This window comes from Jatrophihabitans sp., assembly GCF_036388195.1.
Lineage (GTDB): Bacteria > Actinomycetota > Actinomycetes > Mycobacteriales > Jatrophihabitantaceae > Jatrophihabitans_A.
Map to the genome: position 1 here is coordinate 44787 of NZ_DASVSG010000135.1, position 11830 is coordinate 56616.

Annotated in this window: 6 protein-coding genes; 3 read left to right on the forward strand and 3 right to left on the reverse strand. The window is 70.9% G+C overall.

Annotation, left to right across the window (positions count from 1 at the left end; genetic code table 11):
* Nucleotides 1–2: 2 nt before the first annotated feature.
* Together VF612_RS13965 and VF612_RS13970 are read right to left on the reverse strand one after the other, a co-directional pair.
* Nucleotides 3–4679: a non-ribosomal peptide synthetase gene (locus VF612_RS13965; protein WP_408660458.1), complete on the reverse strand. Its 4677-nt coding sequence runs from the start codon at nucleotides 4677–4679 to the stop codon at nucleotides 3–5.
* 23 nt (nucleotides 4680–4702) lie between these two features.
* Nucleotides 4703–5521: an SDR family oxidoreductase gene (locus VF612_RS13970; RefSeq protein WP_408660459.1), complete on the reverse strand. Its 819-nt coding sequence runs from the start codon at nucleotides 5519–5521 to the stop codon at nucleotides 4703–4705.
* Between the two features lie 706 nt (nucleotides 5522–6227).
* On the opposite strand from VF612_RS13970, the gene VF612_RS13975 reads away from it, so the two are divergent.
* The 3 genes from VF612_RS13975 (at nucleotide 6228) to VF612_RS13985 (ending at nucleotide 8703) form a co-directional block, all read left to right on the forward strand.
* Complete coding sequence (locus VF612_RS13975) at nucleotides 6228–6539, forward strand: acyl carrier protein (protein ID WP_408660460.1); 312 nt, start codon at nucleotides 6228–6230, stop codon at nucleotides 6537–6539.
* 6 nt (nucleotides 6540–6545) lie between these two features.
* Entirely contained in the window at nucleotides 6546–7817 is a 1272-nt protein-coding gene (locus VF612_RS13980) for a cytochrome P450 (protein ID WP_408660461.1), read from the forward strand.
* 88 nt (nucleotides 7818–7905) lie between these two features.
* Nucleotides 7906–8703: a thioesterase II family protein gene (locus VF612_RS13985; protein ID WP_408660462.1), complete on the forward strand. Its 798-nt coding sequence runs from the start codon at nucleotides 7906–7908 to the stop codon at nucleotides 8701–8703.
* Nucleotides 8704–8759: 56 nt separating this feature from the next.
* On the opposite strand, the gene VF612_RS13990 is transcribed toward VF612_RS13985, so the two are convergent.
* The coding region (locus tag VF612_RS13990; RefSeq protein ID WP_408660463.1) for an SDR family NAD(P)-dependent oxidoreductase at nucleotides 8760–11830 on the reverse strand (3071 nt) is incomplete at its 5' end.

Sequence of the window (11830 nt, forward strand, 5' to 3'; positions counted from 1 at the left end):
GTTCACATCTGAACCGGCGCCTCGTCGCGCTCCGACTTGGTGAGGGTGCGCAGGTAGCCCGCGATCTCCTCAGGGGTTCGAATGGCCTGCTCGGCGAGGATCCGCTCGAGCTCCGGGCCGCCGCCAGGGGCGAACCGGTGTAGCTGCCGGGGCGCGGCCGGGCCCTGCTGCGCGGCGATGCTGCGCGCGACGCCGGCAGCGATTCCCGCCACCCAGATCGTCGCGGCGTCCATCGTGCCGACCCGCTCGTACCATTCGGCGTCCGGAACGGCGTGGAGCTCCCATCCGCACAGGCGCGCCGCGGCGATGAGGTCGGCCGTTCCGCACACCACCTCCGGGATGGCGTTGACGAACTGGCAGCCCGGTTGATCCGCAGCCAGCGCCTGGTCGATGACGATGCGCGCGATGGCGTCCGCGGGCAGCGCCTGGAACAGCTCGTTGCGCGGGTTCTCGAAGCTGCTCGGGTAGCTGCCGGTGGTCAGCATGGCGAGGGTCCAGCTCCACACCGCGTCCGCGTCGTTGATGGCATGCCCCGCGCGGTCTCCGAACACGCTGGGAATCCGCACCACCACGGCAGCGGCGTCGAACTCCGCAGCGTGCCTGAAGTACTCCTCGGCGACCGCCTTGGATCGCGGGTAGCCGATCAGGCCGCTGGGCAGCGCGCGCAACGGCTCGGCGCCGATCTGCTCGCCGGGCCGGTAGGCGCCGGACTCGATGACCGAGCTCGCCGACACGTACGCGATCCGCTTGCGCCGGCCGAGTCCCGCGAGCTCGAGCAGCGCGGCCGCGCTGTGTGCGTTGACCTGCGCGAGCTGCGGGTACGGGTACACGTGATTGACCCATGCGCCGGCGTGCACGATCGCATCGACCCGCTCGGCGAGATCACGGTGGACGGCGTCGGACAGGCCCAGCCGTGGCGCGCCCAGGTCCCCGTCCACCAGCTCGATCAGCCCGGCGTCCAGGCCCTCGGCGACAGCGGCGCGGCGGCCGGCGCGGTCGGCGCGTGCGAGCAGCTCCTCGCGGCGCGCGTCCCCGCCGCGGACCAGGCCCACCGCGTGCAGCCCGCGCGAGACCAAGTCGGTCAGGACGTGCACGCCCACGAACCCGGTCGCCCCGGTGACCAGCACCGTCTCCGCGCCGTCGCTCGCGGCCGGCGCGCTGCGCGGACGCGGCCCGGCCGGTCGAGCCAGACCCTGCAGGCGCTGGGCGATGTCGGCGCGCACGCTCTCGATCGGCGCGTCCGCAGGCAGCTCCACCGCGCTCTGCCGCACGCCGTTCGACTGCGCTGCGCCATTGGCGTGCGCTGCGCCGTTCGACTGCGCTGCGCCATTGGCGTGCGCCGTGCCGTTCGACTGCGCCGTGCCGTTCGACTGCGCGCCGGCCAGCTCATCGAGGGCATCTGCCATCGCCTGCAGCTGCGGCCGCTCGAAGAGGACGGCCATCGGGATGTCGACACCGAACGCGGCACGGATCCGGGTGACGAGCTGGACGACCATCAGCGAATGGCCGCCGACCTCGAAGAAGTGCATGTCGGCACTCGGCGCGGCGATGCCCAGCAGCTCCGACCAGATCGCTGCCAGCTTCGTGGCGGTCTCCCCCTCGGGCGCCAGGACGGACACCGCATCGGCGCCGCCCTGCTCGGTCGGCCGCGAGGTGAGCCGCGCGGTGAGCGCGGCCTGGTCGAGCTTGCCGTTGCGGGTGAGCGGCAGCGACGGCACGACCTCGATCGAGGACGGCACCATCCAGTCCGGCAGGCTGCGCAGCAGCGCACGGCGGATCTGGGCGCCGCTCACGGACTCTCCGGGCTGTGGCACGACCCAGGCCAGCAGCGTCTTCGCCCCGACCCGGTCGATGCCCACCACGACGGCCGCCTGGCCCACCTCGGCAAGCCCGTCCAGCGCCGCGCGCACCTCACCGAGTTCGACGCGGTGGCCGCGGATCTTGTGCTGCTCGTCGCCGCGGCCGAGATAGGCGAGTTCGCCGTCGCGGCGGCGCACCGCGATGTCACCGCTGCGGTACATCCGGCTGCCGGGGACGGCCGACCACGGGTCGGGCAGCATCCGCTGCGCGGTGAGCGCGGGGTCGCCGCCGTACCCGAGCGCCACGCCCCGGCCGCCGACGAAGATCTCGCCGGGAACGCCGGTCGGCACCGGCTGCAGATCGTCGTCGAGCAGGTACAGCGACAGGTCGTCCAACGGCACGCCGATCAACGACTCCGGACGCTCGACGTCGGCGCGGGTGACGCGACGGAAGGTCACGTGCACCGTGGTCTCGCTGATGCCGTACATGTTGATCAGCTGAGGCTGATCGTCGCCGTACGCCTCGAACCAGTCCCGCAACGCGGAGTGGTTGAGCGCCTCGCCGCCGAAGACGACGTAGCGCAGCTTCAGCTCGGGCCGCCGGCGCAGCACCTGCGAGGCGAGCTGGCTGAACGCCGACGGCGTCGCGCTGAGCACCGTCACGCCCTCCTCGCCGAGGTGGTCGGCGAGCACGTCGGGGGCTCGGGTCATCCACTGCGGGACGACGACCAGCCGGCCGCCGTGCAGCAGCGGCCCCCACAGCTCCCACACCGAGAAGTCGAAGGCGAAGGAGTGGAACAGGGTCCAGGTGTCGTCCGGGCCGATGTCGAAGCGCCGCCGCGAAACCTCGAACAGCCGCAGCACGTTGTCGTGGGAGACCAGGACACCCTTCGGCGCGCCGGTGGAGCCAGAGGTGTAGATGACGTACGCGGGGGAATCGGCCGCGACGTCGACGGACACCGGGGTGTCGGGCGCCCCGGCGAGCTCGCCGTCCCAGTCCAGGACCAGCACCGGCGCGCTGCCGTCCGGAACCAGGCCGGTGTGGCCGGGCGAGGCCAGGACGGCCGCGACCGGTGTGCTCGCGAACTGGCGCGCGATGCGCTCGGGAGGGCTTTCGGGGTCGGCGGGCAGGTAGGCGGCGCCGGTCTTCAGGACGCCGAGCACGGCAGCGACCAGATCGACCGTCCGGTCGAGCACGAGCGCGACGACGTCCCCCGCCCGCACACCACGGGCCTGCAGCAGGTTCGCGATCCGGTTCGCGCGCTGGTCGAGCTGCGCGTAGGTCAGCTGGACGTCCTCGTCGGACACCGCCGGGGCGTCCGGGCGCGAGGCCACCTGCCGCGCGAAGTTGCCGTGCAGGGTTTGCTGCTCGCGCGGCGCGTCCTCGGTCAGCGTGCTGTGCAGCAGGACCTGCTCGTGATCGGAGAACACCGGCAGGGTCGCGACCGGCTCGTCCGGACGCTCCAGCCCAGCGGCCAGCAGCCGGGCGAACCACCGGGCGAAATCAGCCACGGTGCTCTCGTCGAACAGCTCCTCGTCGTAGGGCAGGTAGCCGACGACACCCTCGCCCTCCTGCCACAGCTCGGCCATGAGGTCGAAGTGCGTCGCGCTGCCCTCGATGTCGGCGAAGGTCACCTCGACGCCGGGCAGGCCGGGCGGCTCCGGCGCGCTGTCGCGCAGCGAGAAGGAGGTCTGGAAGACCGGGGTGGTGCCGGGCCGGCGCACCGGGTCGAGCTCCTGCACCAGCATGTCGAAGGGCAGCGCCTGGTTGGCCATCGCCTCCGCGAGCGCGCTGCCGGCGCGCCTGACCAGATCGCGCAGCGACGGCTGGTCGCTGACATCGAGCCGGATCGGCAGCCAGTTGAGGAAGTAGCCGACCATGCGCTGCATCTCCGGGCGCGGGCGGCCGGCGACCGGCACGCCGACGATGATGTCGTCACCGCGCACGATTCGCGACAGCAGGCCGAAGTACGCGCCGAGGAACGCGCCGAGCAGCGTCGCCGACTCGGTGCCGGCGAGCGTGCGCAGCGGGCCGACCAGCTCGGGACCGAACGCGACGCGGTAGAACTTCCCCTGGCTGCCGCGGATCGCCGGGCGAGGCCGGTCGGTCGGCAGGTCCAGGGACTCCGGCAGCCCTTCCAGGCGCTTGAGCCAGTACTCCAGCTGTGTCTTCACCGCTTCCTGGCGCATCGCGTTGCGCTGCCAGTAGGCGAAGTCGGGGTAGTGCAGCGGGAGCGGCTCGGGCTCGGTCCCGATGCCGATCTCCTGCGCGTAGAGGGCGCCGAGGTCGGCCAGCACGATTCCCAGCGACCAGTAGTCGGAGATGATGTGGTGCTCGGTGAAGACGAACAGGTACTCCTCCGCCGCGGTCCGGTACAGCCGGCAGCGCACCAGCGGGCCGTCGCTGAGGTCGAAGGTCTCGTTGACCGATGCCGATCCGCGCCGGCAGGCTTCGGCCCACGGCTCCGCGGCGTCGCGGACGTCCTCGACCTCCAGCGGCACGGCCAGCTCGTCCAGCACGATCTGGCGTAGCCCGGAGTCGGTGTTGCGGAAGACGGTGCGCAGCGCCTCGTGCCGCTCGATCAGCCGGGCGAGCGCCCTGCCCAGCGCGTCCATGTCGAGCGGGCCGGAGAACCGGAGCGCCGTGGGCACGTGGAACATCTCCGGATGCGCGACCAGCTGCGCCATGAACCACAGCCGTTCCTGCTCGTACGAAGCAGGGACGTCGATCCCGCGGGGCCGGCGCCGGATGCCGAGGTCGACGCCCGACTGCGCGAGCAGCCGTTCGAGCAGGTCGCGCTGGGCGGGGGTGAGCTCGTCGATGCGTGCGAGCGCCCGCTCGATCGAGCTGGCGTCCGGAATGGTCTGCTGCTGGGTCATGCCGCTCTCCTCCCCGCGCGGTGTCACCGCGCGGTGAAACCTCCGTCGATGAGTAGGTCGGTGCCAGTGGTCCCCGTCGAGTCGTCGCTGGCCAGCCAGAGGCAGGCGCGCGAGACCTCCTCGGCGGTGACCAGCCGGCCGATCGGGTGGTAGGACGCCGAGCTGTTCTCGTAGTCGCGCAGGGACGCGCCCATCGCGGCCGCCACCGCGACGGTGCTCTCGGTTCCCAGGTCGTCCGACGCGGCGACCGTGCTGGGCGAGACGGCGTTCACCCGGATCCCGTGCCGGCCGTACTCCAGCGCCAGCGCCTTCGTCAGGCCCAGCACCGCGTGCTTGGACGCGACGTAGCTCGCGTACAGCTCGAAGGCGACGCGGCCGCCGGTCGAGGACGTGTTCACGATCGCTCCGGCCCGCTGGCGCACCATGTGGGGCAGCACCGCCCGGCAGCAGCGCCAGGTGCCGTTGAGGTTGACGTCGATGACGAGCAGCCACTGCTCCTCTGTGAGCTCGTGCGCGTGCACCCCGCCCGGCGCCAGCAGGCCCGCGTTGTTGACGAGGATGTCGATCTGCCCGAACTCCTCGATGCCCGCCTCGACCGCGGCGTCGACCGCGGCCTGGTCCCGGACGTCGGCGACCGCAGTGACCACCCGGCTGCCGTGCCGGCGGCACTCGGCCGCGGTCTGCTCCAGTTGCTTGCGGGACGCGAGCGGGTACGGGCCGTCGCCACCGCCGATGTCGGTGAGCAAGAGGTCGGCGCCCTCCTTGGCGAACGTGAGCGCGTGCGAGCGCCCGAGCGCGCGGGCCGCGCCCGTGATCATCGCGACCTTGTGATCCAGCTTCATGTCAGCACGTACCCGCCGGCTGCCTGCCCGGACCCACGCCGCCTGGAGTGGCGCGGCAGTGCCCGAGCGCGCGGCTTGCTCTGCGCGTCACTCGCCTCAGTCCTCCCCGATCACCGGCGCCAGCACGAGCACGACAGGTTCCCCAGCGGCGGCGGCCATCGCGTCGCGGACCGCGGGAACTGTCGCCTTGCGCCGCAGGCGACTCAGTGTAAGAGCACTCTGCATTCTGGCTGCTCCAGAGTCGAATGTCGATAAGGCGATTTACTCGAAAACCTAGCATAGTCTGCAGTCAATTCATGTAGTGTGGCACCAAGAGACACCATATGGAAGTCGACGCTGTCCTCGTCCGAAGCTCGCCTGATCCCGGGAGGAGCATGATTCCGTTGGGCCCCCTGTGTGCGATCGCGCCTTGCGCAGCATCGGAATCAGGCCAGCCATCCCCGCGCTCGGGAGCTGCCCGGCACCTGAGAGCGATCCCAGCCCGACCCACAGCATATACAGACACTGCAATGCGGACTCTACAACTACTACACTTTGGTGATGTCTTTGTTTGGAAATGCAGTCTGCTTAACGGACCACTACCCGCAGGTGCCATGACCGCCGGCATCACGCTCCGGCCAGCCGCCCGCCGCGACGCCGCGCTCCGGATCGCCGCACGTCGCCCGCGCACCCTGCGCGCATCGTCCGCACGTCCCGTCAGAACACCATGACCCGCGGTCTGGACCGCGAGCCGACACAGCAAGAGGGGAACAACATGCAGGGCACGTCCAACGCACCGGTCGATGCTGAGGAGACGACGCAGCGCGTCGCTTCCCTGTACAGCCAAGTGCTCGAGATTCCAGAGATCGGCGCCGACGACGACTTCTTCGTCGCCGGCGGCACCTCCCTGTCCGCGCTGACCCTGCTCGACCTCGTCGCAGCCGAGTTCGGGGTGCAGGTGCCGGTGCGGACCTTCTACCAGGCCACGAGCGTCCGCGACCTCGCACGCGAGGTGCAGCTGCTCGCCGCGAAGGGGTGACCCGCGATGCTTCTCTCCCGGCCGCCGTTCGGCCCCGCTCCGTTCACCAATGCCGACCTGCTGGATTCCGGCTTCTACGCGCGCGCGGATCTGCATGCGATCTGGACCCACCTGCGCGAGAACGAGCCGGCGTACTACTGCGACCCCGGGGATGGCCGTGAGCCGTTCTGGGTCCTCACCCGGTACGCCGATGTCACCCGGGTCCTCCGCGAGCACGAGTCGTTCTCCTCGCGCAGGGGCACGATGCTGTGCATCATCGACCTGAGCATGCCCGACTTCGCCTCGGACGACATGATGCCCGACACCGACCCGCCGCGGCACCGCCGGCTGCGTGAGCCGCTCAACCGGGTGCTCACGCCGCGGATGGTCGCCCAGCACGAGCCGGCGATCCGCGACATCGTGCACGACCTGTTGCGGCCCGCGCTGGACGGTGAGGTCTTCGACTTCGCGCGTGCGGCGCTGATGTTCCCGATGGCGTTCACCGGGATGCTGATGGGTGTCTCGCCCGAGCGCTGGGAGCACATGTCGGAGCTCACCACGATGACCATCGCCTACGACGACCCGGACTACTCGGTCGGCTCGTCCCAGGCGACCGTCCGCCAAGCGCACCACGAGCTGTTCTCGGTCTTCCGCGACGAGGTCAACCGCCGCACGCAGGATGACAAGGGCACGGACCTGATCGGCATCCTGCGGCGCATGTCGGTCGACGAGGATCCGCTCACCGAGCACCAGATCATGCTCAACTGCTACGCGCTGCTGCTCGGGGCCAACGTCACCACGCCGCACGTGATCTCGACGATGGTAGCGATGATGGCCGAGCACCCCGATCAATTCCGGCGCGTGCGCGACGATCCCGAACTACGCAAATCATGCGTGCAAGAGGTGCTCCGGTGGTCCTCGCCGGCCAGTCACTTCATGCGCTACGCGGTGCGCGATGTGGAGTTGCACGGCCGGACAATTCGGGCGGACGAGCCGGTCAGCGTGTGGCTCGGCTCGGCCAACCGGGACGAGCGGGTGTTCCGGGACCCGTGGACCTTCGACGTGGCGCGCCGGGGGAACAGGCATGTCGCCTTCGGAAGCGGGCCGCACTACTGCATCGGCGCCGGGTTGGCGACCCTTGCGGTGACGGCCTTCCTCGACCACCTGGTGAACCTGGTGGACGAGGTCGAGCTCGCGGGTGAGGTTCGCCATCTTGCATCCAACTTCGTTGCCGGATATAAGAGCATGCCAGTTCGGATGACTGCATCGGCTGATGCGCTCAGATCAGTCCCTAGTTAACAGGTTGCAGACATAGACGTATTGTCACCGCCAATTCGACCAAATACACTCTTCATCCTTGTCACATAAAATCCGAACAGGAGAAGATGTGCGTCGCCATACCTCCGCCAAGTGGTTCGACCAACGCTTCCGACTCAGGAACCCCAAATACAGCCTGTACTGCTTCCCGTTCGCCGGCGGCGCCGCGACCTACTACGCCGAGTGGGCTGATCGCTTCCGCGGTCCGATAGAGCTGGTGCCGGTCCAGCTGCCAGGACGAGGCCCGCGCATGGCAGAGCCGTTAGCCACGCGTATCGAGGACCTCGCCAACGACATCGCCGTGGCGATCGCCGAGGAGGACACCGTTCCGCTGCTGTTCGGCCACAGCATGGGCGCGATCATCGCGTTCGAGGTCGCCCGGCGGCTGCAGTCGCTCGGGCGGCCGGCCGCGCACCTGTCCGTCAGCGGGCGGCCGGCGCCGCTGCTGTCCCGCCCGGCGGAAATGGTCAGCCGGCTCCCGCACGCCGAGATCGTGCAGGTGCTGCGCGACTACGGGGCGGCCGACGAGGAGATCCTGCAGCACGAGGAGCTCCTGGCGATGCTGATGCCGATCATCCGCGCCGACTTCGCGATGATCGAGTCCTACCGCTACGAGCCGGGCACGCCGCTGGAGTGCCCCATCTCCTCCTGGTGCGGCACCGCCGACCCGGAGATCGATCTCGAGGAGATGCAGGGATGGGCTGAGGAGACCACCGGCGGCTGGAACCTGTTCGGCCGTCCGGGCGGTCACTTCTTCCTGTCCCAGCACATCGAGGAGATCAGCCGGGTCATCCACGAAGCGGTTGCCCACGCCGACGATGAGGTCTACGTCGGCGTGGGCGGCCCGTGGAGTTACCGGCCGGTGTAGCCAGGGCTTTCCACCGCGGGGTCGCGAAGCGGGTGGGCGTCCACCCCACGGTCGGCTCAACCCGCGAACGCCGCCTCGGTGTCGGTGACGTCCAAGGTCGCTGCCAGCTCGCGCACGGTGGGGTGTTCGTACAGCGAGCTGACCGGCAGGTCGTAGCCCAGCGCGGCGCCGATCCGCTCGGCCAGCTGCATCGCGCGGACGGAGTCGCAGCCGAGCCCGAAGAACGAGTCGTCCCGGCTGACCTCACCGACGCCGAGCAGGTCGCCGGTCACCTCTGCGACCAGCAGCTCGGCGCGGCCGACCGGCTCGCGGTGCCTGCCCGCCCGGACGTCCACGGCGGCGAGCACCGCGACCGGGTCCACCGCTCCGGCGGAGTCGACCGGCAGCGCGCGCACCACCACCACGCGGGCGAACACGCCCTGCGCCGCGAGCTCCGCGCCGACGGCTCGGCCCACCTCGTCCGGATCGAATTCGGAGTCCGGGACGACGGCGACGACGACACCCCCGCCCTCGAACTCGTCAGCGGCGAGGTAGGCCTTCATGTGCGGATTTCCGGCGTCCACCCCGGCCAGCACGGTCGGGGCCGGGTTGTGCAGGCTCTCGATCAGCAACGACAGGCCCTCGGCCGGACTGATCAGGCGCAGCCCGCGGTGCCGGGCTGCCGCGACGAGCGGGCTGCCCTCGTTCATCCCGGAGCCGTCCCACATGCTCCACGAGATCGAGCGCACCGCATGCCCGCGCGCGGTCCACTGGTGCGCGAACCCGTCCAGCGTGGCGTTCGCGGCGGAGTAGGCGCCGAAGCTGGCTCCGCCTAGGAACCCGTTCACCGACGAGAAGAGCACGACCGAGGCGTTGGGCCTGGTCTCGAGCAGGCGGTCGATCGCGGCGGCGCCACCGAGCTTGGGCCGCAGCATCTGCCGCAGCCACGGCACCGTCTCGTGCCGCAGCTCGTGGGCCGACAGCTGCTGCCACTGCGGCGCGACCGGCGCCCCGGCGGTGTGCACGATGAGGTCCAGGTTGGCGTTCCAGTCCTGCTCGGCGGCGGCGACCACCGTCGCGAGCGCCTCGGCGTCCGCGACATCCGCGACGGCGTACCGCACCTCGCCCAGCGTGCGCAGGTCGGCGAGGACGCGGTCCCGGCCGCTGGCGGCCAGCTGGTCCTCCGGGGTGCGGCCGACGATGAGCAACCGGGCTCCGGCGGTGACCAGCAGGTGCTCGGCGACGACCTGGCCGAGCCCGCCGAGCCCGCCGGTGATCAGCACGGCGCCGTCCGGGGGCAGGAAGTGTTCCGGCAGGTCGAAGCGGTCGGTCCGCTCGACGCGCCGAAGCCGCTGCGCGTACCCGACCCCACCCCGCAGCGCGGCGATGTCGGTGTCGTAGGCCGGGATGGCCGCGGGCCGGTGCGCGAGCTCGTCCGCGCCCGGGGCGTCGATCATGCGGATCGAGCGGAACAGCCGCTCGGCGGCCGCGGTGCGCACCAGGGCCGGCAGCGCTGCCCGCGCGGGCACGACCGGGTCGTGCTCCTGGACGCCGATCGCGCCGGTGGTGAGCACCGTGACGTCGAGCTCGGGCAGCCGGCGGGCCAGCGCTCCCATGGTGATGACGAACCGGGCCGCCGGGCCGTAGTCATCGGCGTCGGCAGGCGCCTGGCCCGCCTCGACCGCGTAGATCACCCGATCGGGGTGCGCCACGTTCTCGCGCAGGTGCGCCATCGCGCGCACGTGCTGCTCCGGGTCGGTGAGATCGGCCTCGACGCGGCGCTCGTCGATGACCCGGAACTGCGCAGCGGAGGTGATGATCGCGTCGATCCCGTCCGGCTCCGCGGCCCAACCGGCTGGCGCGTACAGGACGGTGCACGACGCGCTACCGCCGGGCTCGGCCAGCTCGGTGGGCACCCAGGCCGGCACCAGCAGGGCGTCGTCGTGGTCCTGGGCGCCCGGCGCGGCGTCGCCCGGGTAGGTCTCGGTGAAGCGGCCGTCGCGCAGGCCCTCGATCAGGCGTTCGCGCTGGACCTTGCCACCCGGCGCGCGGGGGAAGTCCGCCTCGCTGATCGGGATGAGCCACTTCGCGCGCAGGCCGAGGTCGGCGGCGAGCGTGCCGGCGATCTCGGACAGCAGCCGCTGCAGCTCACCGGCCGCGTCCTCGGCGGGCACGAAGAACACCACGATCGAGTCGGTGTCGTCAGCCTCGTCGCGCATGGCGCAGACCACCGTGCAGGCCGGCCGCACGCCGGGCACCCGCTCGATGACCGCCTCCACCTCGTGGGCCGGGTAGTTGACGCCGTTGACGATGACCATGTGCTTCTTCCGGCCGCTGAGGAACAGCCGGCCGTCGCGCAGGAAGCCCAGGTCGCCGGTGTCGAACCAGCCGTCGCCGGTGAAGCTCGCGGCGTTCGCGGGCTCGTTGTGCAGGTACTGCTGGAGGATCGTCGTGCCGGAGACGTGCAACCGCCCGACGCGTCCCTCGGGCAGCAGCGTCCCCTGGTCGTCGACGATGCGCAGCGCGACGCCCGGGATGGGGGCGCCGACATCGCAGATCGACACGGTCTGGGGCGTGCCCGGCGGGAACTCGACCAGCTCCCCGTCCAGGCTGGACGGGTCGAGGGTGATGGTGCCCACCCCCGGGTCGCGCACGTCCATGCGTGAGTAGGTCACCCCGGACGAGGTCTCCGACATGCCCCAGCAGGGCACCATCGCGTCCGGTGGCAGGCGGTGCGGGGTCAGCAGCTCGACGAAGCGCAGCGCGGTGCTGGGCACCACCGCCTCGCCCGCGTTGCAGATGTTGTTCAGGCTGGACAGGTCCCACTGGGCGGACTGGATCTCCTCGGCGCACTTGACGACCATCGAGAACGCGAAGTTCGGCGCCCAGGTGTTAGTCACCCGGAACCGGTCGACGAGATCCAGCCAGGTGGTCGGACGGCGGACCACCAGCTCGGTGGGCGCGTTGACGTGCTCGCAGCGCAGGACGACGTCGCGCAGGTTGAACATCACCATGCCACCGACGTGGTCCAGCGGCATCCAGTTGAGCGAGATGTCCTCCGCGGTGAACCCGTTCGCAGCGATCGCCGCGTAGGTGCGCGCGATGATCGAGCGGTGCGTGTGGTGCACGCACTTGGGCGTCCCGGTGC